Here is a 24,947-nt window from a genome sequence, read left to right on the forward strand (position 1 = left end):
TCGATGGCCGGTTTTTTTGTACCTGCTTTTTATAGCTGGAGCGTGCGCCTTACAGAGCGGCAGCGTGCTCGGTCAGGTAAGCGGCAACGCCTTCTGGCGAAGCGTTCATGCCTTTGTCGCCTTTTTTCCAGTTGGCAGGGCAGACTTCGCCGTTCGCTTCGTGGAATTGCAGAGCGTCGACCAGACGGATCAACTCATCCATGTTACGGCCCAGCGGCAAGTCATTGACGATCTGCGAACGGACAACGCCTTTGCCGTCGATCAGGAACGCGCCACGGAAAGCCACGCCGTCGTCGGACTCAACGTCGTAGGCCTTGGCGATTTCGTGCTTCAGATCGGCAGCCATGGTGTAGCGAACTTCGCCGATGCCACCATTGTTGACCGGGGTGTTGCGCCATGCGTTGTGGGTGAAGTGCGAGTCGATCGAAACAGCGATCACTTCAACGTTGCGGGCCTTGAAGTCAGACATGCGGTTGTCCAGAGCGATCAGCTCGGACGGGCAAACGAAGGTGAAGTCCAGTGGGTAGAAGAACACCAGGCCGTATTTGCCTTTGATCGCCGAGGACAGGGTGAAGCTGTCAACGATCTCGCCATTGCCGAGTACGGCCGGTACGGTGAAGTCAGGGGCTTGTTTGCCTACGAGTACGCTCATTGGATATCTCCTGGTGTAATAACGTGAGAAACAGGTTTCGCATCAGCCTGCCACCCTGAGGCGACAGCCCTGTGACACGATCCCCGGTCGCAAAAGACCGGCCATCATACACCGCGTGTTTGAGCTGGCTTAGCTGTTTTTCCCCGTACGATGAAATCGCCGACGGTTTTGTTTCACCGATTTGCCAGGTAGACCGTTCGTCAGCCATACCCTTTTATGACGAAAAGTGCCCTGAAACCACTTTGACAATCATTCTCGTTAACATTAAGATCCATCGCAATTGAGTCACAATCAGCGACGGTCCTTCCCTATGTATGTTTGCCTCTGCACTGGTGTCACCGACGGTCAAATCCGCGATGCGATCTATGAAGGATGCTGCAGCTACAAGGAAGTCCGTGTGGCCACCGGCGTTGCCAGCCAGTGCGGCAAATGTGCCTGCCTCGCCAAGGAAGTGGTCCGCGAGACCCTGACCAAGCTGCAAACGGCCCAGGCTGCGATTCCTTTTCCAGCAGAATTTACAGCCGCTTGAATATCGAATTTCAAAGAACCGGACATATGTCCGGTTTTTTTATGCCTCAAAATCAACTAGTTATGCCCTAGACGCGGAACACAAACATTCTTATTCCGATTAATTTTCATTTAAGTTTCAATAACTTAGGTTTGACACTATTAAATACGCGGCTCAAACTCAGCTCTATTGACAGCTAATACAGGGCAGGACCCCATCATGAAAGGCGACGTTACAGTCATCCAGCATCTCAACAAGATCCTTGCCAATGAGCTGGTCGCGATCAATCAATACTTCCTGCATGCGCGCATGTATGAAGATTGGGGCCTGAACAAGCTCGGCAAGCACGAGTACCACGAATCCATCGACGAGATGAAGCACGCGGACAAGCTGATCAAGCGCATCCTGTTCCTTGAAGGCCTGCCGAACGTCCAGGACCTGGGCAAGCTGCACATCGGCGAGCACACCAAGGAAATGCTGGAGTGCGACCTGCGTATCGAGAAAACCGGCCATGCCGATCTCAAAGCGGCTATCGCTCATTGCGAAAAAGTTGGCGACTTTGGTAGCCGTGAGCTGCTTGAAGATATCCTCGAGTCCGAAGAAGAACATATCGACTGGCTGGAAACCCAATTGGGCCTGATCGATAAAGTGGGTCTTGAGAACTACCTGCAATCGCAGATGGGCGAAGAGTAGGAGTTGCCGCAGGCTGCGATCCTGGCGATTACAGCGGCAACTATGCAGTAACTTTTCGAACTTGATAAAAAGCCCCGCACTCTTTCGAGTAGCGGGGCTTTTTATTGCTGGAGATCAAAAGATCGCAGCCTGCGGCAGCTCCTACAGGGGAGCCAAGGGAATCAGGCTTCGGTCTTTGGAGCAGCAGCCTTGGCGGCGGCGTCCTTGATCAGGCTCTGCAGCGAACCATCAGCAGCCATTTCAGTCATGATGTCGCTGCCGCCGACCAGCTCACCGCCGACCCACAGTTGCGGGAAGGTTGGCCAGTTGGCGTATTTAGGCAGGTTGGCGCGGATTTCCGGGTTCTGCAGGATGTCCACGTACGCAAACTTTTCGCCACATGCCATCACGGCCTGCGCGGCTTTCGCGGAGAAGCCGCACTGCGGGGCATTCGGCGAGCCTTTCATGTAAAGCAGAATGGTGTTGTTGGCAATCTGCTCTTTAATCGTTTCGATGATATCCATGGAGCACCTCGACTGAACTTTCCGACTCATGGGTCGGCACGGTGGCGCATTGTAACGGAAAGCCGAGCGCCCTGCTCGGTCTCTCCGTCTGACTGATTCAAGCCGCCGCCACGGTCACCGGCACACCATTGAGTGCAGCATTTCCCGACAACTCGTCAAGCTGGCAGTCGTCGGTCAGATCGTTGGCGCTCGATCCCGGCTGGCTGCTGGCAATCGTCATTTGCACGCCCGGCCGCGCGTGTCCCCAGCCGTGAGGCAGGCTGACCACACCTTTCATCATGTCCAGACTGCCAAGCACTTCGACTTCGATCACGCCCACCCGCGAGCTGACCCGAACACGCTGTCCGTCGCTGAGCCCGCGACTGGCCAGGTCGTCCGGATGCATCAGCAACTGGTGACGTGGCTTGCCTTTCACCAACCGATGATAGTTATGCATCCATGAGTTGTTGCTGCGTACATGCCGGCGGCCAATCATCAACAACTCGTCGGCAGCCGGCGCCTGTAAGGCCGCGAAGCGCGCAAGGTCAGCGAGAATCGCGGCCGGTGCGGCCTGGATGCGTTGATTGGAAGTCTTCAGGCGGGGCGTCAGGTTAGGCTTGAGCGCGCCCAGATCGACGCCATGGGGATGATCGAACAAGGTCGCCAGAGACAGCTTGTGCTCTGAGTTGTCACCGTACATTCCCATGCGCAGGCCACGATCGATCATTTGCGCCGGGGCAATGGTGGGCTTCAATTCTTTGCCGGTCCTGGCGGCAAATGCCTTGGCCAGGCCGACGAAAATCTCCCAGTCGTGCAAGGCACCTTCGGGCTTGGCGAGGATGGCGCGGTTGAAACGGCTGACGTTGCGCACCGCGAACAGGTTGAACGTGGTGTCGTAATGATCGTTTTCCAGCGCCGATGTGGACGGCAGGATCAGGTCGGCGTAACGCGTGGTTTCATTGATGTACAGGTCGATACTGACCATGAACTCCAGCCCGTCCAGCGCCTGCTCAAGCTTTCGGCCATTGGGTGTGGACAGTACCGGATTGCCTGCCACGGTGATCAACGCGCGGACTTGCCCTTCCCCTTCGGTGAGCATCTCCTCGGCCAGCGCCGAGACAGGTAGTTCTCCGGCGTACTCCGGACGCCCGGAGACCCGGCTCTGCCACAGATTGAAATGCCCGCCCGAAGTCGTCGCCACCAGGTCCACTGCTGGCTCCGTACACAGGGCACCACCCACGCGGTCGAGATTGCCGGTGACCAGGTTGATCAACTGCACCACCCAGTGACACAGCGTACCGAAGGCTTGGGTCGAAACGCCCATGCGGCCATAGCAGACAGCACTGGGCGCCGCGGCAAAGTCCCGCGCCAACTGGCGGATCTGTTCGGCCGGCACGGCGCACAACGGGCTCATGGCCTCGGCGGTGAACGGCGCGACGGCCTCCCGCACGTCCTCAAGGCCGTCCACCGGCAGATGGCTGTCGCGGGTCAGACCTTCAGCGAACAAGGTATTGAGCAGGCCGAACAACAGCGCGGCATCCCCCCCCGGGCGCACGAACAAGTGCTGGTCGGCAATCGCCGCCGTCTCACTACGACGCGGATCGACTACCACCACTTTGCCGCCACGGGCCTGTATCGCCTTCAAGCGTTTTTCCACATCCGGCACGGTCATGATGCTGCCATTCGAAGCCAGCGGGTTGCCGCCCAGGATCAGCATGAAATCGGTGTGATCGATGTCCGGGATCGGCAACAGCAAACCGTGGCCGTACATCAAATGACTGGTCAGGTGATGGGGCAATTGATCGACCGAGGTGGCGGAAAACCGGTTGCGGGTTTTCAGCGGGCCAAGGAAGTAATTGCTGTGGGTCATCAGCCCGTAATTGTGCACGCTCGGGTTGCCCTGATAGACCGCCACGGCGTTTTGCCCGTGATGCTCCTGAATGGCGGCGAGACGATCGGCGACCAGATTGAATGCCGCTTCCCACTCGATGGGCTGCCATTCATTACCCACTCGCCGCATCGGTTGACGCAGGCGATCCGGATCGCTCTGTATGTCTTGCAACGCCACGGCCTTGGGGCAGATGTGCCCACGGCTGAACGTATCCTGGGGGTCGCCCTTGATCGAAGTGATCTGGACGTTACCGCCTTCGACCTCGGTGGTTTCGATGGTCAGGCCACAGATGGCTTCGCACAAATGGCAAGCACGGTGATGGAGAGTCTTGGTCATGGCCAGTCTCTGTCTTGTTTTGGGCGGGCAACGTTGGCCGCGGAAACAAAACTATGGCGCCAGAGCCGCCGCCACGCCAGCGACGTTCATCTTGTGAATCGAGGGTTATCAGGCCAGCCGATGGCCGTCCGGGTTCAGTTCGAAGGCAGCCTGGGCGGCGCTTGCAACTGGATTTCCTGAAGGGTTTGAATCGGCCCGTGAGGGCCATGCACTCCGGTCAGCTCGCCGATCAGGCGCCAGTGCTCGTCGAGCCCGGCGCTGATGAATGACAGGTCAGAAACCGACTGTCAGCGCACCATTGCCGCCCAGCCTGATTGCCAAGCCCCGAGGGGCCGGTGTACAAATGAACCGCTGCTATCAGGAAACAGGCTTCAAAAGCGCTACCTCGGTAAACCCGTAGCACCTCTGAAACTCCCTAAAAACTGTAGCCCTATTGGTAAGACGCGACATTTAATTATAAGATCGCGCCTTCCCCTATTTCGTCGCCCCGTGCGGCTTACGCCGCAGGTCTCGCCCGTTGTTCCGTTAAACAAGGCTTTGAGCATCTGCGGTTTGTAGCAAAAGGTAGTCAATGATGAGCGCAAGGCACTTTCTCTCCCTGATGGATTGCACGCCCGAAGAGCTGGTCAGCGTGATCCGTCGAGGCGTTGAGCTCAAGGACCTGCGTAACCGCGGCGTACTGTTCGAGCCTCTGAAAAACCGCGTGCTCGGGATGATTTTCGAGAAATCCTCGACCCGTACCCGGATCTCCTTCGAAGCCGGCATGATCCAGCTCGGTGGCCAGGCGATCTTTCTGTCGCCCCGTGACACCCAACTGGGCCGTGGCGAGCCGATCGGCGACGCCGCCATTGTCATGTCGAGCATGCTTGATGCGGTGATGATCCGTACGTTTTCCCACAGCACCCTGACCGAATTCGCCGCCAATTCGCGCGTCCCGCTGATCAATGGCCTGTCCGATGACCTGCACCCGTGCCAGTTGCTGGCAGACATGCAGACCTTCCTCGAACACCGCGGCTCCATCCAGGGCAAGACCGTGGCCTGGATCGGCGACGGCAACAACATGTGCAACAGCTATATAGAAGCGGCGATCCAGTTCGACTTCCAGTTGCGCGTTGCCTGTCCGGAAGGCTACGAGCCCAACCCGGTGTTCCTGGCCAAGGCCGGCGATCGGGTCACCATCGTTCGCGATCCGAAGGAAGCCGTGCGTGGTGCGCACCTTGTGAGCACCGACGTCTGGACCTCCATGGGCCAGGAAGAGGAAACCGCCAAGCGCCTGCAACTGTTCGCACCGTATCAGGTCAACCGCGCCCTGCTCGATCTGGCCGCTGAGGACGTGCTGTTCATGCACTGCCTGCCGGCGCACCGTGGCGAGGAAATCAGTGTCGACCTGCTCGACGACCCGCGCTCCGTGGCCTGGGATCAAGCCGAAAACCGTCTACATGCGCAAAAGGCCTTGCTCGAATTCCTCGTTCCGCCTTCGTACCATCACGCATGAGCCAGCCATTACTGCTTAACCTGCGCAACCTCGCCTGCGGCTATCAAGACCAGCGCGTGGTGCAGAACCTCAACCTGCACCTGAACGCAGGCGACATCGGTTGCCTGCTGGGCTCTTCGGGCTGCGGCAAGACCACCACCCTGCGGGCGATTGCCGGTTTCGAACCCGTTCACGAAGGCGAAATCCAGTTGGCTGGCGAGACCATCTCCAGCGCCGGTTTCACCCTCGCGCCGGAGAAACGTCGTATCGGCATGGTGTTCCAGGACTACGCGCTGTTTCCGCATTTGAGCGTGGCCGACAACATCGCCTTCGGCATTCGCAAGCATCCGCAAAAGGATCGCGTGACCGAAGAACTGCTGGAACTGGTCAACCTGAAGAACCTCGGCAAGCGTTTCCCCCACGAGCTTTCCGGTGGTCAGCAGCAACGTGTCGCCCTGGCCCGCGCCCTGGCGCCAGAACCGCAACTGCTGCTGCTCGACGAACCGTTCTCCAACCTTGATGGCGAATTGCGCCGCAAGCTCAGCCATGAAGTACGCGACATCCTCAAGGCCCGTGGCACCAGCGCGATTCTGGTGACTCACGACCAGGAAGAAGCCTTCGCGGTCAGCGACCACGTTGGCGTGTTCAAGGAAGGTCGCCTGGAACAGTGGGATACGCCCTACAACCTGTATCACGAACCCCTGACACCCTTTGTCGCGAGTTTCATCGGCCAGGGCTATTTCATTCGCGGTCAGTTGAGCAGCCCCGAGTCGGTGCAAACCGAGCTGGGTGAGTTGCGCGGCAATCGGGCCTACACCTGGCCGGTAGGCGGCGCCGTGGACGTGCTGCTGCGCCCGGACGATATCGTCTATGCGCCGGACAGCGCACTGAAGGCGCGAATTTCCGGCAAGACGTTTTTGGGTGCATCGACCCTGTATCGCTTGCAACTGCCGACTGGCGCACAGCTGGAATCGATCTTCCCGAGCCATGTCGATCGTCAGGTTGGAGCGCAAGTGGGTATTCGTGTCGCGGCTGAACACCTGGTGCTGTTCCAGGCTTCCGGCAGCACGGCGGCGCAGATTCCGGTGGCTGAATCCGGTGTCCGCCGCTACAGCACCGCCAACTGATACACACGAAACAATTGTGGGAGCGGGCTTGCTCGCGAAGGCGGTGTGTCAGCCAATGATGATGTTGACTGACAGTCCGCATTCGCGAGCAAGCCCGCTCCCACACTGGATTTGCGTTAACCCAGCATCAGCGTTCCGCTTGCTACGAGCGTCGCATGCCCGCCGATCTTCACCCGATCGCCTTCCAGCTGGCAGAACAACGCCCCACCCCGCGCCGAACGCTGAAAAGCCGTCAGGCTCGATTTACCCAAACGCTTTGACCAGTACGGAATCAGAAGGCAATGGGTCGATCCGGTGACCGGATCTTCGTTGATGCCGATTGCCGGCGCGAAATAACGGGACACGAAATCGTGCTGCTCGCCCCGCGCCGTCACGATGGCGCCCAGCCATGGCAGTTTCGCCAGGGCCACCATGTCCGGCTTGCAGTCGAGCACGGCTTGCTCGGACTCCAGCACCACGAATAGCTCATTCGAAGCCAGTACCTCGAGAGCTTTCACGCCCAGTGCACGCTCGATGTCCGGGATTACGTTCACCGGCGACGCAGTGATCGCCGGGAAATCCAGCCACAGGCGCCCACCTTCACGGGTCACGCTCAACGGGCCGGACTTGCAGGTGAAGTCCAGTCGCTCGACGGGCTCTTTATAGATCTCGAACAGCACATGGGCGCTAGCCAGCGTCGCGTGACCGCACAATGGCACCTCGGTGGTCGGCGTAAACCAACGGATGTGCCAGCCCTGCCCTTCACGCACGACAAACGCCGTCTCGGCGAGGTTGTGCTCAGCGGCAATCTTTTGCATCAGCTCATCGGCGAGCCAGGTATCGAGCCGATAGACCATTGCCGGATTGCCGCTGAATGACTGATTGCTGAACGCGTCGACCTGATGAAACTCAAGCTGCATAACCTTCTCCCTTTGTCAGACCGTCGAGCATGCCGCGCTGGCCCAACTGGCACCAGTGACAGAGCAGGCTGATTTTCACCATACAGAGCTGCACCCGCTTAGAGGCTCACGCACGGCCGATATCGGCAAACTTCGCCTGGGTGTGTTCGGCCAGCACTGCCGGTGCCAGCTCGACTTCCAGCCCACGTCGACCCGCACTGACAAAAATGCTGGCGAAGGGCTGGGCCGAATTATCAATGAAGGTACGCAAACGCTTTTTCTGCCCCAGCGGACTGATCCCGCCCAACAGATATCCAGTGGAGCGCTGCGCCGCTGCAGGGTCGGCCATTTCGACCTTTTTCACGCCCGCGGCGTGGGCCAGTCCTTTCAAGTCCAGGCTGCCGACAACCGGCACCACGGCCACCAGCAACTCGCCCTTTTCACTGGCCGCCAGCAAGGTCTTGAACACCTGAGCCGGATCGAGCCCGAGTTTTTCCGCCGCTTCCAATCCGTAGGAGGCGGCCTTCGGGTCATGTTCGTAACTGTGTACGCGATGTTCGGCCCGAACCTTTTTCAACAAATCCAATGCGGGGGTCATGACAGCTCCAGACTGGGCGACAGTAGAAAAATACTGCGCCCGATTCTAGGACATTGATCATTAAAAGGCTCTACGGCGGCGTATCCATAACGCCGTTGCCTGGCCATCCCATTCCTCAACAACCCGTTCATTCATACAGCGAATAGTTTTTTTGTGACCGGCGGTTCACTTTCGACCTTTGACAGCAGCGTTTCTTGTCTATATTTTTTCGTTTATGAAACTGTACGAAACGTCCTACCGCTGCACCCAGCAGTAAACCGCGACCAGGATGGGGATCCTGCCTCGGCGAAAAACGCGCTCCGACCATGATGGAAAAAAGCGCCAGACAACAAAAAAAAGAGGTTTCAATGACAATTGCTTTACAACAACCGTCGCTCTCGAGCCAATGCATGGCCGAGTTCCTGGGTACGGCGCTGCTGATTTTTTTTGGTACAGGTTGTGTTGCCGCGCTCAAGGTCGCGGGTGCCAGTTTTGGCTTGTGGGAAATCAGCATTATCTGGGGCGTCGGCGTCAGCATGGCGATCTACCTTACCGCCGGAGTTTCCGGTGCTCATCTGAACCCCGCCGTCAGCATTGCCCTGAGCATTTTCGCGGACTTCGAAAAACGTAAATTGCCTTTCTACGTACTCGCCCAGGTGGCGGGCGCCTTCTGTGGAGCGTTGTTGGTCTACACCCTCTACAGCAATCTATTTTTCGAATTCGAACAAACACACCATATGGTACGCGGCACTCAAGCCAGCCTTGAGTTGGCCTCCGTGTTCTCCACCTTTCCGAATCCTGTGCTGACCACCGCCCAGGCATTTCTGGTCGAGGTGATCATCACGGCCATCCTGATGGGCGTGATCATGTCCCTGACCGATGACAATAATGGCCTGCCCAAAGGCCCGTTGGCACCGCTGCTGATCGGCCTGCTGATTGCGGTGATCGGCAGTTCGATGGGACCGCTGACCGGTTTTGCCATGAACCCTGCGCGGGACTTCGGTCCGAAACTGATGACTTTCTTCGCTGGCTGGGGTGAAATTTCCTTCACCGGCGGACGCGATATCCCGTATTTCCTGATTCCTGTTTTTGCACCGATTGTCGGTGCCTGCCTCGGTGCCGCCGCCTATCGCGGGTTGATTGCCCGCCATCTGCCCAGCGCCGTACCTGCTACAAAGGATGCAACAGCTGCCATTGACGGCAAACCCAGAACTTCTTGATACCGTTGGCGCGTGCCACTGCCCTTTGATCACGCGCCAGACCTCACTCCCTTATTTCGTCCAAGGCAATCGACATGACCGACACACAGAATAAGAACTACATCATTGCCCTCGATCAGGGTACGACCAGCTCCCGCGCAATCATTTTCGATCGCGACGCGAACGTGGTCTGCACCGCCCAACGGGAGTTCGCGCAGCATTACCCGCAAGCCGGTTGGGTCGAACACGATCCGATGGAAATCTTCGCCACCCAAAGCGCCGTGATGGTCGAGGCCCTGGCGCAAGCCGGCCTGCACCACGACCAGGTGGCAGCCATCGGCATCACCAACCAGCGCGAAACCACCGTGGTCTGGGACAAGAACACCGGGCGCCCGATCTACAACGCGATCGTCTGGCAGTGCCGCCGCAGCACCGAGATCTGCCAGCAACTCAAGCGCGATGGCCACGAGCAATACATCAGCGACACCACCGGCCTGGTCACCGACCCATACTTCTCCGGCACCAAGCTCAAGTGGATCCTCGACAACGTCGAAGGCAGCCGCGAACGCGCGCGCAACGGTGAGCTGCTATTCGGCACGATCGACAGCTGGCTGATCTGGAAATTTACCGGCGGCAAGGTGCATGTCACCGACTACACCAACGCTTCGCGCACCATGCTCTTCAACATCCACACCCTGGAGTGGGACGCGAAGATGCTGGAAGTGCTGGATATTCCGCGCGAAATGCTTCCGGAAGTTAAATCGTCCTCGGAAATTTATGGCCGCACCAAAAGCGGAATCGCCATCGGCGGCATCGCTGGCGACCAGCAAGCCGCCCTGTTCGGCCAGATGTGCGTCGAGCCAGGCCAGGCGAAAAACACCTACGGCACTGGCTGCTTCCTGTTGATGAACACCGGCGACAAAGCGGTGAAATCCCGACACGGCATGCTCACCACCATCGCTTGCGGCCCACGTGGCGAAGTCGCTTACGCGCTGGAAGGCGCAGTGTTCAACGGCGGTTCTACCGTGCAGTGGCTGCGTGACGAACTGAAAATCATCAACGACGCCCACGACACCGAATACTTCGCCAACAAGGTCAAGGACAGCAACGGCGTGTACCTGGTGCCGGCCTTTACCGGTCTTGGCGCTCCCTATTGGGACCCGTACGCCCGTGGCGCACTGTTCGGCCTGACCCGCGGCGTACGCGTGGATCACATCATTCGTGCCGCGCTGGAGTCGATTGCCTACCAGACCCGCGACGTGCTCGACGCCATGCAGCAGGACTCCGGCGAACGCCTCAAGGCCCTGCGCGTGGATGGCGGCGCTGTGGCCAACAACTTCCTCATGCAGTTCCAGGCCGACATCCTCGGCACGCAGGTCGAGCGTCCGCAAATGCGCGAAACCACGGCACTGGGCGCGGCTTACCTGGCAGGCCTGGCCTGTGGCTTCTGGGGCAGCCTGGAAGAGTTGCGCGGCAAGGCCGTGATCGAGCGCCAGTTCGAGCCGACGCTGGATGAAGCGGCGAAGGAAAAACTCTACGCTGGGTGGAAAAAAGCGGTCAGCCGTACTCGCAATTGGGCGGCTGAAGACGAGGCTGAATAAGCTAACTCCAGCCCCCGTATCTGTATGTAACTGGTAGGGAGGGGATTCCTGCGGCATCATGGGCAAATTTTGCACGGCAGCCCAAAGGACGCCCCATGAATCTGCCTCCCCGTCAGCAGCAAATCCTCGAACTGGTCCGCGAACGCGGCTATGTCAGCATCGAGGAAATGGCCACCCTGTTCGTAGTAACCCCGCAGACCATTCGCCGCGACATCAATCAGCTCGCGGAAGCCAATTTGTTGCGTCGCTACCACGGCGGCGCGGCTTACGACTCCAGCGTTGAAAACACCGCCTACGCCATGCGCGCCGATCAGATGCGCGATGAAAAACAGCGTATCGGCGAAGCCATTGCCGCGCAGATTCCCGACCATGCCTCGTTGTTCATCAATATCGGCACGACCACCGAATCCATTGCCCGGGCACTGCTCAACCACAGCCACCTGAAGATCATCACCAACAACCTGCACGTCGCCTCCATGCTCAGCGCCAAGGACGATTTCGATGTCCTGCTGACCGGCGGCAACGTGCGGCGCGATGGTGGCGTGGTGGGTCAGGCCAGTGTCGACTTCATCAATCAGTTCAAGGTCGACTTCGCCCTGGTCGGCATCAGCGGCATCGATGAAGACGGCAGCCTGCTGGACTTCGACTATCAGGAAGTGCGGGTATCCCAGGCGATCATCGCCAATGCCCGGCAAGTGATCCTCGCGGCCGACTCCAGCAAGTTCGGGCGCAACGCCATGATTCGCTTGGGGCCGATCAGCCTGGTCGATTGCCTGGTCACCGATCAGCAGCCTTCCCCGGCGCTGGCGCAGTTGTTGAACCAGCACAAGGTTCGGCTGGAAGTCGTTTAACCCCTTCCCAGTCTTAAAAGATCGCCCCGCGCTCGGGCGATCTTTTGCTTTTATGTTCGTAAATTTTCCTTTAACCGCCCTTCGATGAGTATTTTCAATCGAAGCTGACTGGCTGTGCGCGTCTTTATGGGCTAGTATTTTCGAAAATGAACATTAATGTTCGAATTCAAATACAGAACATCAAAGAATTCCGAGGCCGTGCCGATGCCCACTTCCACCTTGCCTACGCCCCCTCTCGCCGAGGTCTACGATATCGCCGTCATCGGTGGCGGGATCAATGGCGTGGGGATCGCAGCGGATGCCGCCGGTCGCGGTCTTTCGGTGTTCCTTTGTGAAAAGGATGACCTGGCCAGCCATACCTCGTCGGCCAGCAGCAAGCTGATCCACGGCGGCCTGCGCTACCTCGAACATTACGAATTCCGCCTGGTGCGCGAAGCCCTGGCCGAACGTGAAGTGCTGTTGGCGAAGGCTCCGCACATCGTCAAGCAAATGCGTTTCGTGTTGCCGCACCGCCCGCACCTGCGCCCTGCCTGGATGATTCGTGCCGGTCTGTTCCTCTATGACAACCTGGGCAAGCGCGAGCAACTGCAAGGTTCGAAAAGCCTGAAGTTCGGCCCCGACAGCGCGCTCAAAAGCGAGATCACCAAGGGCTTCGAATACTCAGATTGCTGGGTCGATGACGCGCGCCTGGTGGTGTTGAACGCCATGGCCGCCAGGGAAAAAGGCGCCCACGTTCATACCCAGACCCGCTGCGTCAGCGCACGCCGCACCAAGGGTCTGTGGCACCTGCACCTGGAACGCGCCGACGGCAGCCTGTTTTCGATCCGCGCCAAGGCACTGGTGAACGCGGCCGGGCCATGGGTCGCCAGGTTCATTCGTGATGACTTGAAGATGGAGTCGCCATACGGCATCCGCCTGATCCAGGGCAGCCACCTGATCGTGCCGAAACTGTACGAAGGCGAACACGCGCACATCCTGCAAAACGAAGATCAGCGCATCGTGTTCACCATTCCGTACCTGAATCACTTCACCCTGATCGGCACCACCGACCGCGAATACACCGGCGATCCGGCGAAAGTGGCAATTACCGACGGCGAAACCGATTACCTGTTGAACGTGGTCAACGCCCATTTCAAAAAGCAAATTAGCCGCGACGACATTCTGCACAGCTATTCAGGTGTGCGTCCGCTGTGCAACGACGAGTCCGACAACCCGTCGGCCGTGACCCGCGATTACACCCTGGCGCTGTCTGGCACTGGCGAAGAGGCTCCGTTGCTGTCGGTGTTCGGCGGCAAGCTCACCACCTATCGCAAACTGGCCGAGTCGGCACTGGCGCAACTGGCACCCTACTTCAAGCACATCAAGCCAAGCTGGACCGCCAGCGCCACGCTGCCGGGCGGTGAAGACATGACCACCCCGCAAGCCTTGAGCTCGCGTATCCGCGACAAATTCGACTGGGTACCGAGCGAGATCGCGCGCCGCTGGGCCACCACCTACGGCAGCCGTACCTGGCGCATGCTCGAAGGCGTACAGGACCTCGGCGATATGGGCGAGCACATCGGCGGCGGTCTCTACACCCGCGAAGTCGACTATCTGTGCAGCGAAGAATGGGCCACCAGCGCCCACGACATCCTCTGGCGTCGCAGCAAGCTCGGCTTGTTCACGACGACGGCCGAACAGGAAAAGCTCAAGGGCTACCTGAGCCAGGTCGAACAGAACCGCAGCAAGATCGAAGCGGCCTGATCGGTCACCGGCATAAACAAAAGCCCCTGAATCTCGCGATTCAGGGGCTTTTTCGTATCGATGGATTTCAGTCGCGCAAATCCGATTCATGAATCGGCTGCTCACGGTGAGTCGCCCGCTGATACTGCGCCGGCCATACAGCCTTGTGCCCGCCCAGATCGTCATCCGCGTGCAGCGCCCAGTACGGATCGCGCAACAACTCACGAGCGAGGAAGATGATGTCCGCCTGACAGGTGCGCAGGATGTGCTCGGCCTGGGCCGGCTCGGTGATCATGCCGACCGTACCGGTGGCCATGCCCGACTCCTTGCGCACCCGCTCGGCGAAGCGGGTCTGGTAACCCGGCCCTGTGGGAATCTCCGCATTCACCGCCGTCCCGCCCGACGAGACGTCGATCAGGTCGACCCCCAGGGCCTTGAGGCGTCGTGCCAGCTCCACGGTTTCATCGGGGTTCCAGCCGTCTTCCACCCAGTCGGTGGCCGATACCCGGACAAACACCGGCAACTCTTCAGGCCACACCGCACGCACCGCTTCGGTGACTTGCAGCACCAGCCGAATGCGATTTTCGAACGAACCGCCATATTGATCGCGACGCTGATTGCTCAACGGCGACAGGAACTGATGCAGCAGGTAGCCATGGGCCGCATGCACTTCGACCACCTTGAAACCGGCCGTCAGTGAGCGCTTTGCCGCATCGACAAAGGCCTGGATGACCTTGGCGATCTCGCCGTCATCGAGTTGTCTGGGTTGGGTGTGCTGTGGATCGAATGCAATCGGTGAAGGGCCGACCGGCACCCAGCCGCCTTCATCGGGCTTGACGCTGCCATGCTTGCCGAGCCACGGCCGGTAGGTGCTTGCCTTACGCCCGGCATGAGCCAGCTGAATGCCGGCAACGGCGCCCTGGGCGGTGATAAAGCGGGTGATACGTTGCAGGGGTTCGATCTGTTCGTCATTCCAAAGACCGAGGTCCTCGGCCGTGATACGCCCGTCGGCGGTGACCGCCGTGGCTTCGGTAAACACCAGCCCGGCCCCGCCGACAGCGCGGCTGCCGAGGTGGACAAGGTGCCAGTCATTGGCCAGGCCATCGGCACTGGAGTACTGGCACATCGGCGATACCGCGATGCGGTTGGGCAGGGTCAATTGGCGAAGGGTAAAGGGTTCAAGCAGCAGACTCATGGGGCACCTCTCGAATCAGTGGGCAGGCTCCAGGTTCTGTTTGAATAGTCGACGAGTGACAGGAAAAAGGTACAACACCCGCCCCCGCGGGCAAAAAATTCGACAAGACGTCACAAGGCCAAAATCAAGCAGTGCTTAGAGCCTAGTCGACATCGGAGATCAGTGGAGGGTTCAAGAAAAGATCGCAGCCTTCGGCAGCTCCTACAGGTGTACGTCATGCCTTTGTAGGAGCTGCCGAAGGCTGCGATCTTTTGATCTTTAACGCACTATCGCGGTTCGATGTGGGCAATCATCAATTGAACCGTCTCGTTGCCACGAAACTCGTTGAGGTCGAGCTTGTAGGCCAGTTCCACCCACTTGATGGTCGGATTCGGCCAGATGTCGCGGTCGATCCCGAAGGCAATGCCGTCGAGTTTCACCGAACCACACTCACTTTTGAGCACGACTTTAAGGTGCCGCTCGCCAACGACACGCTGCTCGACCAACTGGAATACCCCATGAAACAACGGCTCCGGGAAGTGCTGACCCCAAGGGCCGGCATGCCGCAGGGCACGTGCCAGTTCCAGGTGGAACTCTTCCACCGCCAGGGTGCCGTCCGACAACAGACGGCCCGTCAGGTCTTCTTCGCGCAGTTGCCGGCGCACTTCAGCGTCGAAGGCTTCGGCGAACAAGGGGAAATTCGCTTCCGGCAGCGTCAGGCCGGCCGCCATCGCGTGCCCACCGTATTTGGTGATCAGATTCGGATGCTGCGCCGCCACCACGCTCAAGGCGTCGCGGATGTGAAAGCCCTGGACCGAACGCCCCGAGCCCTTGAGCAAACCATCCCCGGCATCGGCAAAGGCGATGGTCGGGCGGAAATAGCGCTCTTTCATCCGTGACGCGAGGATACCGATGACCCCCTGGTGCCACTCGGGATCGAACAGGCACAAGCCGAACGGCATCGACTCCACCGGCAGATCCTTGAGCTGTGCCAGCGCTTCGCGCTGCATGCCTTGTTCGATGGATTTGCGATCCTGGTTCATGCCGTCCAGTTGCGCCGCCATCTCACGGGCCAGACCGGCGTCTTCGGTCAGCAGGCACTCGATGCCCAGGCTCATATCGTCAAGGCGCCCTGCAGCGTTCAGGCGTGGCCCGACAATGAAACCCAGGTCAGTGGAGGTGATGCGCGCATGATCGCGCTTGGCCACTTCCAGGATCGCCTTGATCCCCGGCCGGGCACGTCCGGCGCGAATCCGTTCCAGGCCCTGATGCACCAGAATCCGGTTGTTGGCATCCAGCGGCACCACATCGGCCACGCTGCCCAGAGCCACCAGGTCGAGCAGTTCGCCGATATTCGGCTGCGGCGTGCTTGTGTACCAGCCCAGCTCGCGCAGCCGCGCGCGCAGGGCCATCAGCACGTAGAAAATCACCCCGACGCCGGCCAGCGCCTTGCTCGGAAACTCGCAACCGGGCTGGTTCGGATTGACGATGGCATCGGCCAGCGGCAGTTCGTCACCGGGCAAGTGGTGATCGGTGACGAGCACCTTGAGCCCGGCCTTTTTCGCCGCTGCCACGCCTTCGACGCTGGAGATGCCGTTGTCGACGGTAATCAGTAAATGCGGCTGACGCTCGAGCGCCACCGCGACGATTTCCGGCGTCAGGCCGTAGCCGTAGTCGAATCGGTTGGGCACCAGGTAATCGACATGTGCCGCACCCAGCAAACGCAGGCCCAGCGTGCCCACGGTACTGGCCGTCGCGCCGTCGGCATCGAAGTCGCCGACGATCAGGATGCGCTGACGCTGCTCAAGTGCCGTGACCAGCAAATCCACCGCCGCATCGATGCCCTTGAGTTGCTGGAACGGAATCAACCGCGCCAGGCTCTTGTCCAGTTCCGCCTCGGACAGCACGCCCCGAGCCGCGTACAGGCGGGTCAACAGCGGCGGAATATCACCGAGGAATGGCAGGGTGTCGGGCAGCTGGCGAGGTTCGATGCGCATGGGGTGAAAGATGCTTCTCTTCAATACGTAGGATAAGACCGGGTGACGCGGTGCAGCAGCGAAAAATCAGCCGCGCTCACCGGCCAGCCACTGCAGCTGGACTTCGTGCTGACCACGGTCGTCGGTGACGAAAATCGTTCCTTCGCTGATCATCACGTCCCACTTGATGACGCGGGGCATGTCTTTGGCCAGGGTTTCCAGGACTTCCTGAGGCACGGCAGCGATGTTGACGTTCTTCAGGTTTTTCACCGCCGGCACCACTTTGCCCTCCCACACACGCAGGCTGCCATAGGCCAGCAGGCTGGTACGCTCAGTGCGGCGCGAGCACCAGGTCAGGCGCTCGGCATCCGGCTGGCCGACTTCGATCCAGTGCAGGACGCGGTCATCCAGGCTTTTTTCCCACAAGGCCGGTTCATCCACTTCTGACAGACCACGGCCAAAAGACAGCTGCTCGTTGTACCAGAGGGCGTAGGCCAGCAGGCGCACGGTCATGCGCTCTTCGGTTTCCGAAGGGTGACGGGCGATGGTCTGCTTCACGCTCTCATAGACGCTGCGGTCGAGGTCGGTGAGGTTCAGTTCAAACTTGTAGGTCGTGGACGGCTGGGCCATGAACGGGCTTCTTGATACGAGGAAAGGCGGCAAGTCTAACCGATGCAACGGGCAATCCACGAATTGAACACCATCAAGCTGGAGCGTCGGACAGTCGGCTATGCTAAAACGCTCTATTCGCCCAACCTTTGCCCCACAGGATCCAGCATGCCGTTCACCGCCAAACCGCTTTCCGGTCTGAAAGTCATCGAATTGGGCACATTGATTGCCGGCCCGTTTGCCTCGCGCATTTGCGCTGAATTCGGTGCCGACGTGATCAAGATCGAATCCCCGGACGGCGGTGATCCATTGCGCAAATGGCGCAAGTTGTATGAAGGTACTTCGTTGTGGTGGTTCGTCCAGGCTCGCAACAAAAAGTCCCTGACCCTCAATCTCAAGCATCCCGATGGTCAGGCGATCCTGAAACAGCTGCTGGGTGAGGCAGACATCCTGATCGAAAACTTTCGCCCCGGCGTCCTGGAAAAACTCGGCCTGGGCTGGGACGTCCTGCACGCCCTGAACCCGAAGCTGGTCATGGTGCGGCTGTCGGGTTTCGGCCAGACCGGCCCGATGAAGGATCAGCCCGGCTTTGGCGCTGTCGGTGAATCCATGGGGGGGCTGCGCTACATCACCGGCTTCGAAGACCGCCCACCGGTGCGCACCGGCATTTCCATCGGCGACTCGATTGCCGCGCTCTGGGGCGTGATCGGCGCGTTGATGGCCCTGCGTCATCGCGAAGTCAACGGCGGCCAGGGGCAAGTGGTGGACGTGGCGCTGTACGAAGCCATCTTCGCGATGATGGAAAGCATGGTCCCGGAGTTCGACGTGTTCGGCTTCATCCGCGAACGCACGGGCAATATCATGCCCGGCATCACTCCGTCCTCGATCCACACCAGTGCCGATGGCAAGCACGTGCAGATAGGCGCCAATGGCGACGCGATTTTCAAACGCTTCATGCTGATCATTGGCCGCGAAGACCTGGCCAACGACACCCAGCTTGCCAGCAACGATGGCCGCGATGCCCGACGCGACGAGATTTATGGCGTCATCGATCGCTGGGTCAATTCGCTGCCGCTCGACACGGTGCTGGCGCAGCTCAATCAGGCCGAAGTGCCGGCCAGCCGGATCTTCAGCGCCGAAGACATGTTCAATGACCCTCAGTACCTGGCACGGGAAATGTTCCTGCAAGCCAAGCTGCCGGACGGCAAAGACTTCAAGATGCCGGGCATTGTGCCGAAACTCTCAGAGACACCCGGGGAATGTGAATGGGTCGGGCCACAACTGGGTGAGCACAACGCACAGGTACTCCAGGAACTTGGCTATGACGCGACGCAGATCGCACAATTGCGCAAAGACGGAGCCATCTGAACTGAGGCGCCTGCCTGCATGGGACATTGGACCCTGCCCGTCACGCGGCGGGTGGCTGCTGTGCGTGCTGGCGATTTCGCTTCTGCTCCTTGAACCGGTCCCCTCAGCCCTGGCGCAAACCAGGGAAACCCTGATCTGGCTCAAGCGCGACCTGCCGCCACTGACGATCTTCGACGGGCCGAAAAAAGGCCAGGGCGTAATCGATCAACTGCTTCCACTGTTGATTGCCAGCATGCCGCAATACCAGCACAGCGTGATGAGGGTCAATCGCGCACGCGGATTGCAAATGCTCCACGAGCCGTCCCTCGTCTGCGATGCGGCGCTGAACTGGAGCAAGGAACGGGAACAGTGGATCGCCTTTTCCATCCCGGTCTTCCGTGCCATGAGTAATGGCCTGGCCGTGCGGCGCGTCGACCAGAAAGCGCTGGCCCCTTTTATCAAGGACGGCGAAGTGGACCTGGCAGCACTGCTCGCCAGCGGCAGCGAAAAACTGGGGATCATTGCCGAGCGCAATTACGGCGAATACCTCGACGCACTGCTCAAGCAAGCGCCGGCCGACGCGCTGACCGCTCATTACGGTAACGACGCCTTGGGCAGCCTGCTGCAAATGCAGCGCCTGGGACGCTTGCGCCTGCTGTTGGGTTATCGCCCGGAAATTCGCTACCAGGCCTCTCTGCAAGGCATTGCCGAGGATGAATTGCAGTTCTATCCGATCCGTGGCGCGGGCAAATACCTGTCCGGTTACATCGGTTGCACCGACACGCCAAAGGGCCGGCAGGCCATTGTCGAGATCAACCAGGTGCTGCGCGCCCTTCCCCGTGAACGCCTTGACGAGGCCTACGCCGCCTGGCTGGATCCGGAGAGTCGCAACGATTACCTGAAAGATACCAAGGCGTTTTTCGACGACCTGGCATCCCCCTGACAAATCCCGGGCAAAAGAAACCCCGAGAAGTGGGGAGACGACTCGGGGTTAAACGTGGTCTGTTTGGAGACCAGTAGCAGCAAGCTACAAGCACCGGAGCACAATGCTTGATCCTGCTGTTACAAAGTCTGACTGACCTGGGCGCGGGAAGGTTCCCGCAAATAACCTTTCAGTTGCGACTGGCCAGCAGCTTGTCCTGCGCCGCATTACGCAATGCCGCAATGACACAAGGCTCAAGACGTCCTTCAGCAATCAGCACGTCGCGATGCAAACCGTCGACCACATCCGTCAGCAAGCGTTTGTCATTCAACTGGGCCTGATTGAACTCGCGCTCGACAACGGTGGCGCCCATAGCATTCTTCAGGGTCACCCGGCATTCGCCACGAATGCCTGACGGGGTCAACGTAACCTGATACGGGCTCAGCGCCTCACCGAGCAACAGACTGATACTTTCCATCCCGATCACCACTCAATAGTCCGAAAACAACGTGCCTGGGGCATGCCTACAACAAATGACCGCTGGCCCGAGAAGAAAGTTCTGGATACTGACCGCAGGCGAACCTGCAACCCAGTCAGTGAGCATGCACGGCGAACATGACAGAGAAAAAACGCCGTCATCACGCCTGTCGGGTGCGCCGGGCGATGTCGGCCCATCCCCCCAGCAATCCCCGTAGCTGGCCATCGGCCGTGTAAAACGGCACCGTCCACTGGTAGATATCCCTGACTCCGTCCTTGAACATCAATTGACGCTCGAAAAAGCGCGTCCTGCGTGAACTCAATTGCGCCATGTACTCGGCATGCAGCAGTTCCGCGGTTTGCCTGGGCATGGCGTCGACCTCAATCAACTGCCGCCCCTGCATCCGGTCAAAACGCGTCGACAAGGCGTCCTCATAACTTTTGTTGCACATGATCAAGCACCCTTGCAGATCACGGACAAACATCGGGTCAGGCATGGCATCCATCAGGGCATGCTGGAAAGCGAGTTGATCGCGCAGATTGCTTTGGGCCTCGACCCGTTGCCTGACCACCACCGCCAACCGTCGGTTCCAGAGCAGGGACAACAGACCGAACAGGCCGACCACCAACACGCCCCAGCAAACCCACTGGTCAATCCGCTGCCAGAGGTCAGGCGCCTGTGGCACGGTAGCGCCGCCGAACCACTTCAGGCGAAGGCCGCGCAACTCCTGTTCAGAAAACGCCTCAAGCGCCTTATTGAGGATACTCAACAGCTGCGGCTGGCCTTTGCGCAACGTCAGATAATCCGCATCCCATTTACCCGGTACCACAGCCCCGACCTGCAACCGCCCCGACGGAAAAAGCCGGGCGCCGATTTCGTTTTCGATGGTGACGTAGGCTTCATCGCTTTCAACCCATGCACGGGCTTCGGCGTGGGTTTTAACCGAACGCAATTCGATGGCTGGATAATCGCGACGGATCACCGCTTCCAGTGCATGCCGGGTCGGCAGCACCAGTACCCGCTTCGCCATATCCTCCAGCGTTTGCACCGGCGGTGCCCCGGCCCGCCCGACAAAGACCCATCCTGCACCGCCGAATGCATGGCTGAAATCGAGAAACGCATTGCGTTCGTCATTCATCGCCAGCGTCGTACTCAAATCCGCAGCGCCGTTTTCCAGATGGGCCAGCATCTGGTCGGTGGAGAAAGACTCCTGGTAAACGAACTGCAACCCCGTCATCTCACTGATGCGCTTGAGCAGGTCACTGTTCAAGCCCGTCCATTGGCCTTGTTCATCCTTGAACAGATACAACGGGTATTCCAGTGCCGTGACCACGACCCGTGGATGGCTCGCCATCCACTGCAACTCCTGGTCATCCAGCACGACCATTGAGCGTGCGACAGGCTTTCCACGCTCCTGAATCGACGCAGGGTTCGCCCCGCCCCATTCGGCGATTCCCAGCATGCCGAATAAAATCAGCCAGCGCGCGACTGGCTTGAACACACTTGTAAACAGCATTCCCACGTCCTTGGTGATCCATTCGCCTATCCCTTCGCGGCGATAACACGACAAGTGTGCATGCAGAAATGAAAAAGCCCGTCAGGAGACGGGCTTCAAAATGTAACAGCGCTGACCGGTTACAGGGGCTTGCCACGGTTGCCATGCTTGCTGACAAAGGCCTGCACGGCCTTCAGGTCATTTGGCAATACGGTGCAACGTTCGTCTCGCTCAAACAAATCAGAAAGATGTACTGGCAGTTCAAGAGCTTTTCCTACACCGGCTTTTTCCACCGCGTCCGGGAATTTGACCGGGTGGGCGGTGCCCAGGATCACCATTGGAATGTCCAGGCTGCGACGGCATTCCCGGGCAGCTTTCACGCCAATGGCAGTGTGCGGATCCAGCACTTCGCCAGTCTGCTCGTAGACTTCGGCGATGGTTTCGCAGGTTTGCGCGTCATCCACGGCCAGCGAGTCGAACAACTTGCGGGCTTCGGTCCAGCGTTCTTGCTCGACGCTGAAACCGCCGCCCTGCTTGAACGAATCCATCAGCCCGGCGATGGCCGCGCCGTTGCGACCGTGCAGGTCGAACAGCAGGCGTTCGAAGTTCGACGACACCATGATATCCATGGACGGCGACAGCGTGGCGTGCAGGGTTTCCTTGACGTACTGGTTGCCGCTCATGAAGCGGTGCAGGATGTCATTGCGGTTGGTGGCGACGATCAACTGGTTGATCGGCAGGCCCATGTTGCGCGCCAGGTAACCGGCGAAGATGTCGCCGAAGTTGCCGGTCGGCACCGAGAACGACACCGAACGCGCCGGGCCGCCCAGTTGCAGCGCTGCGTGGAAGTAGTAAACGATCTGGGCCATGATCCGCGCCCAGTTGATCGAGTTCACCGCGACCAGGCGAGTGCCCTTGAGGAAGCCCTGGTCGGCGAAGCTCGCCTTGACCATTTCCTGGCAATCATCGAAGTTACCTTCGATGGCGATGTTGTGGATGTTCTCACCGAAGATGGTGGTCATCTGCCGACGCTGCACTTCGGACACCCGGTTGTGCGGGTGCAGGATGAAGATGTCGACGTTTTCGCAGTGCTTGCAGCCTTCGATGGCGGCCGAACCGGTGTCACCGGAGGTTGCACCGACGATCACCACGCGCTCGCCGCGCTTTTCCAGCACGTAGTCGAGCAGGCGACCCAGCAGTTGCAGGGCGAAGTCCTTGAACGCCAGGGTCGGGCCGTGGAACAGCTCCAGCACCCATTCGTTGCCGTTCAGCTGACGCAGCGGCGCAACAGCGCTGTGGGCGAACACGCCGTAGGTTTCTTCAAGAATCTTTTTGAAATCGGCGTCCGGAATGCTGCCGGTGACGAACGGGCGCATGACGCGAAAAGCCAGCTCGTGATATGGCAGGCCGGCCCAGGAGGCGATTTCTTCCTGGGTGAAACGTGGCAGGTTTTCCGGGACGTACAGACCGCCGTCGGTGGCAAGGCCTGCCAGCAGGACGTCTTCGAAATTCAGGGCCGGTGCCTGGCCGCGGGTACTGATGTAACGCATGACTGACTCCAATGGACAGTGTTCGTAGTGCCGGGCCCGCAAGCGAGCCCGGTCAACGATATCGGCTTAGTTCAGGTGCTCGACACGGATCCGTACAACCGGACCGACCACACCCGCCAAGGCTTCCAAAGCAGCGATGGCATCGTTGATGTGCTGTTCCAGCACGCGGTGGGTCAGCAGGATCATCGGCACCAGGCCGTCGTGCTCCTCGGCTTCCTTCTGCATGATCGACTCGATGTTGATGCCGCGCTCCGAGAGGATGCTCGCGACCTGAGCCAATACGCCCGGATGGTCCTTGGCCTGGATACGCAGGTAGTAGGCGCTTTCGCAGGCTTCGATCGGCAGGATCGGGTGAGCCGACAGCGAGTCCGGCTGGAACGCCAGGTGCGGCACGCGGTTCTCCGGGTCGGAGGTCATGGCGCGGACCACGTCCACCAGGTCGGCGATCACCGACGAAGCAGTCGGCTCCATGCCGGCGCCAGCGCCGTAGAACAGGGTCGAACCGGCAGCATCGCCGTTGACCATCACCGCGTTCATCACGCCGTTGACGTTGGCGATCAGGCGATCGGCCGGGATCAGCGTCGGGTGCACGCGCAGTTCGATACCGGCCGCGGTGCTGCGCGCCACGCCCAGGTGCTTGATGCGGTAACCCAGCGCTTCGGCGTAGTTCACGTCGGCGGTGGTCAGCTTGGTGATGCCTTCGGTGTAGGCCTTGTCGAATTGCAGCGGAATACCGAACGCAATCGAAGCCAGGATCGTCAACTTGTGAGCCGCGTCGATACCCTCGACGTCGAAGGTCGGATCGGCTTCGGCGTAACCCAGGGCCTGGGCTTCGGCCAATACGTCTTCGAAGGTGCGACCCTTCTCGCGCATTTCCGTGAGGATGAAGTTGCCCGTGCCGTTGATGATGCCGGCCACCCAGTTGATGCGGTTGGCGGACAGGCCTTCGCGGATCGCCTTGATCACCGGGATGCCACCGGCCACCGCCGCTTCGAACGCAACGATCACACCCTTCTCGCGGGCCTTGGCGAAAATTTCATTACCGTGAACGGCGATAAGCGCCTTGTTCGCGGTGACCACATGCTTGCCATTCTCGATGGCCTTGAGTACCAGCTCGCGGGCAACGGTGTAGCCGCCCATCAGCTCTATAACGATGTCGATCTCAGGGTTCGTGGCCACTTCGAAGACATCGTTGGTAATCGCAATACCGGTCGTTTGGAACTGAGGCTTTGGCGTGCGCATGGCAATTTGTGCCACTTCGATCCCACGCCCGGCACGACGAGCAATTTCCTCGGCGTTGCGCTGAAGTACGTTGAAGGTACCGCCACCGACGGTTCCTAACCCACAGATGCCTACTTTGACCGGTTTCACTGTGAACTCCCCATAAAACGGCCGACTCGAGGCC

22 protein-coding genes are annotated in these 24,947 nt (G+C 59.6%); 10 read left to right on the plus strand and 12 right to left on the minus strand.

Annotated features, from left to right (window positions below):
* Nucleotides 1-49: 49 nt before the first annotated feature.
* On the minus strand, nucleotides 50-652 hold the full coding sequence (locus tag ACM6IT_RS25880; protein ID WP_414918972.1) for a peroxiredoxin: 603 nt from the start codon (nucleotides 650-652) through the stop codon (nucleotides 50-52).
* A gap of 310 nt (nucleotides 653-962) precedes the next feature.
* Between ACM6IT_RS25880 and ACM6IT_RS25885 the strand changes: the two genes are divergently transcribed.
* Nucleotides 963-1,181, plus strand: coding sequence for a bacterioferritin-associated ferredoxin (locus ACM6IT_RS25885; RefSeq protein ID WP_008053520.1), 219 nt, complete (start codon nucleotides 963-965; stop codon nucleotides 1,179-1,181).
* Nucleotides 1,182-1,379: 198 nt separating this feature from the next.
* The gene (bfr, locus tag ACM6IT_RS25890) at nucleotides 1,380-1,853 is read left to right on the plus strand and encodes a bacterioferritin (protein ID WP_056726144.1); all 474 of its coding nucleotides are present in this window, start codon (nucleotides 1,380-1,382) and stop codon (nucleotides 1,851-1,853) included.
* 161 nt (nucleotides 1,854-2,014) lie between these two features.
* Here the strand turns inward: bfr and grxD are convergent, their stop codons facing one another.
* Together grxD and ACM6IT_RS25900 are read right to left on the minus strand one after the other, a co-directional pair.
* Complete coding sequence (grxD, locus tag ACM6IT_RS25895) at nucleotides 2,015-2,356, minus strand: Grx4 family monothiol glutaredoxin (RefSeq protein ID WP_046042012.1); 342 nt, start codon at nucleotides 2,354-2,356, stop codon at nucleotides 2,015-2,017.
* 97 nt (nucleotides 2,357-2,453) lie between these two features.
* Complete coding sequence (locus ACM6IT_RS25900; RefSeq protein ID WP_414918973.1) at nucleotides 2,454-4,562, minus strand: molybdopterin oxidoreductase family protein; 2,109 nt, start codon at nucleotides 4,560-4,562, stop codon at nucleotides 2,454-2,456.
* Nucleotides 4,563-5,136: 574 nt separating this feature from the next.
* On the opposite strand from ACM6IT_RS25900, the gene argF reads away from it, so the two are divergent.
* Together argF and ACM6IT_RS25910 are read left to right on the plus strand one after the other, a co-directional pair.
* On the plus strand, nucleotides 5,137-6,057 hold the full coding sequence (argF, locus tag ACM6IT_RS25905; protein WP_032829900.1) for an ornithine carbamoyltransferase: 921 nt from the start codon (nucleotides 5,137-5,139) through the stop codon (nucleotides 6,055-6,057).
* A complete protein-coding gene (locus tag ACM6IT_RS25910; RefSeq protein WP_056726146.1) occupies nucleotides 6,054-7,163 on the plus strand; it encodes an ABC transporter ATP-binding protein in 1,110 nt (369 codons plus the stop codon). Before argF ends, ACM6IT_RS25910 begins: the two co-directional genes overlap by 4 nt.
* Before the next feature lie 116 nt (nucleotides 7,164-7,279).
* Here the strand turns inward: ACM6IT_RS25910 and ACM6IT_RS25915 are convergent, their stop codons facing one another.
* Nucleotides 7,280-8,062 carry a PhzF family phenazine biosynthesis protein gene (locus ACM6IT_RS25915; RefSeq protein WP_056726147.1) on the minus strand — a complete coding sequence of 261 codons (783 nt, stop codon included), beginning with the start codon at nucleotides 8,060-8,062 and terminating at the stop codon, nucleotides 7,280-7,282.
* Nucleotides 8,063-8,168: 106 nt separating this feature from the next.
* Nucleotides 8,169-8,639 carry a Cys-tRNA(Pro) deacylase gene (gene ybaK, locus ACM6IT_RS25920; RefSeq protein WP_007971306.1) on the minus strand — a complete coding sequence of 157 codons (471 nt, stop codon included), beginning with the start codon at nucleotides 8,637-8,639 and terminating at the stop codon, nucleotides 8,169-8,171.
* Nucleotides 8,640-8,986: 347 nt separating this feature from the next.
* Between ybaK and ACM6IT_RS25925 the strand changes: the two genes are divergently transcribed.
* From ACM6IT_RS25925 to glpD, 4 genes are all read left to right on the plus strand, one after another.
* Nucleotides 8,987-9,838, plus strand: a complete 852-nt coding sequence (locus tag ACM6IT_RS25925; RefSeq protein WP_056726148.1) for an MIP/aquaporin family protein — start codon at nucleotides 8,987-8,989, stop codon at nucleotides 9,836-9,838.
* Nucleotides 9,839-9,912: 74 nt separating this feature from the next.
* Nucleotides 9,913-11,418: a glycerol kinase GlpK gene (glpK, locus tag ACM6IT_RS25930; RefSeq protein WP_414918974.1), complete on the plus strand. Its 1,506-nt coding sequence runs from the start codon at nucleotides 9,913-9,915 to the stop codon at nucleotides 11,416-11,418.
* A gap of 95 nt (nucleotides 11,419-11,513) precedes the next feature.
* Nucleotides 11,514-12,269 carry a DeoR/GlpR family transcriptional regulator gene (locus ACM6IT_RS25935; RefSeq protein WP_007971301.1) on the plus strand — a complete coding sequence of 252 codons (756 nt, stop codon included), beginning with the start codon at nucleotides 11,514-11,516 and terminating at the stop codon, nucleotides 12,267-12,269.
* Between the two features lie 204 nt (nucleotides 12,270-12,473).
* Nucleotides 12,474-14,012: a glycerol-3-phosphate dehydrogenase gene (gene glpD, locus ACM6IT_RS25940; RefSeq protein WP_414914604.1), complete on the plus strand. Its 1,539-nt coding sequence runs from the start codon at nucleotides 12,474-12,476 to the stop codon at nucleotides 14,010-14,012.
* 67 nt (nucleotides 14,013-14,079) lie between these two features.
* On the opposite strand, the gene ACM6IT_RS25945 is transcribed toward glpD, so the two are convergent.
* From ACM6IT_RS25945 to ACM6IT_RS25955, 3 genes are all read right to left on the minus strand, one after another.
* Nucleotides 14,080-15,186 carry an NADH:flavin oxidoreductase/NADH oxidase gene (locus ACM6IT_RS25945; RefSeq protein ID WP_056726151.1) on the minus strand — a complete coding sequence of 369 codons (1,107 nt, stop codon included), beginning with the start codon at nucleotides 15,184-15,186 and terminating at the stop codon, nucleotides 14,080-14,082.
* 266 nt (nucleotides 15,187-15,452) lie between these two features.
* Complete coding sequence (gene recJ, locus ACM6IT_RS25950; protein WP_409078398.1) at nucleotides 15,453-17,162, minus strand: single-stranded-DNA-specific exonuclease RecJ; 1,710 nt, start codon at nucleotides 17,160-17,162, stop codon at nucleotides 15,453-15,455.
* 66 nt (nucleotides 17,163-17,228) lie between these two features.
* Nucleotides 17,229-17,771, minus strand: coding sequence for a YaeQ family protein (locus ACM6IT_RS25955; protein WP_007971297.1), 543 nt, complete (start codon nucleotides 17,769-17,771; stop codon nucleotides 17,229-17,231).
* A 147-nt stretch (nucleotides 17,772-17,918) separates the two neighbouring features.
* Between ACM6IT_RS25955 and ACM6IT_RS25960 the strand changes: the two genes are divergently transcribed.
* Together ACM6IT_RS25960 and ACM6IT_RS25965 are read left to right on the plus strand one after the other, a co-directional pair.
* The gene (locus ACM6IT_RS25960; protein ID WP_056726153.1) at nucleotides 17,919-19,118 is read left to right on the plus strand and encodes a CaiB/BaiF CoA transferase family protein; all 1,200 of its coding nucleotides are present in this window, start codon (nucleotides 17,919-17,921) and stop codon (nucleotides 19,116-19,118) included.
* Nucleotides 19,072-20,040, plus strand: coding sequence for a TIGR02285 family protein (locus tag ACM6IT_RS25965; RefSeq protein ID WP_414914602.1), 969 nt, complete (start codon nucleotides 19,072-19,074; stop codon nucleotides 20,038-20,040). The genes ACM6IT_RS25960 and ACM6IT_RS25965 overlap by 47 nt, the downstream gene beginning before the upstream one ends.
* 169 nt (nucleotides 20,041-20,209) lie before the next feature.
* On the opposite strand, the gene ACM6IT_RS25970 is transcribed toward ACM6IT_RS25965, so the two are convergent.
* The 4 genes from ACM6IT_RS25970 to ACM6IT_RS25985 all read right to left on the minus strand — a co-directional run bounded on the left by ACM6IT_RS25970 (nucleotide 20,210) and on the right by ACM6IT_RS25985 (nucleotide 24,913).
* On the minus strand, nucleotides 20,210-20,497 hold the full coding sequence (locus tag ACM6IT_RS25970; protein WP_056726155.1) for a DUF3509 domain-containing protein: 288 nt from the start codon (nucleotides 20,495-20,497) through the stop codon (nucleotides 20,210-20,212).
* Between the two features lie 160 nt (nucleotides 20,498-20,657).
* The gene (locus ACM6IT_RS25975) at nucleotides 20,658-22,013 is read right to left on the minus strand and encodes a transporter substrate-binding domain-containing protein (RefSeq protein WP_056726156.1); all 1,356 of its coding nucleotides are present in this window, start codon (nucleotides 22,011-22,013) and stop codon (nucleotides 20,658-20,660) included.
* Between the two features lie 119 nt (nucleotides 22,014-22,132).
* Nucleotides 22,133-23,542: a threonine synthase gene (thrC, locus tag ACM6IT_RS25980; protein ID WP_056726157.1), complete on the minus strand. Its 1,410-nt coding sequence runs from the start codon at nucleotides 23,540-23,542 to the stop codon at nucleotides 22,133-22,135.
* 66 nt (nucleotides 23,543-23,608) lie between these two features.
* Nucleotides 23,609-24,913 (minus strand): homoserine dehydrogenase, encoded by a 1,305-nt coding sequence (locus ACM6IT_RS25985; protein WP_007998527.1) that lies wholly within the window; start codon nucleotides 24,911-24,913, stop codon nucleotides 23,609-23,611.
* Nucleotides 24,914-24,947: the final 34 nt, after the last annotated feature.

It is taken from the genome of Pseudomonas sp. IT-P4 (genome assembly GCF_949767755.1).
In the GTDB taxonomy this organism is placed as follows: domain Bacteria; phylum Pseudomonadota; class Gammaproteobacteria; order Pseudomonadales; family Pseudomonadaceae; genus Aquipseudomonas; species Aquipseudomonas monachiensis.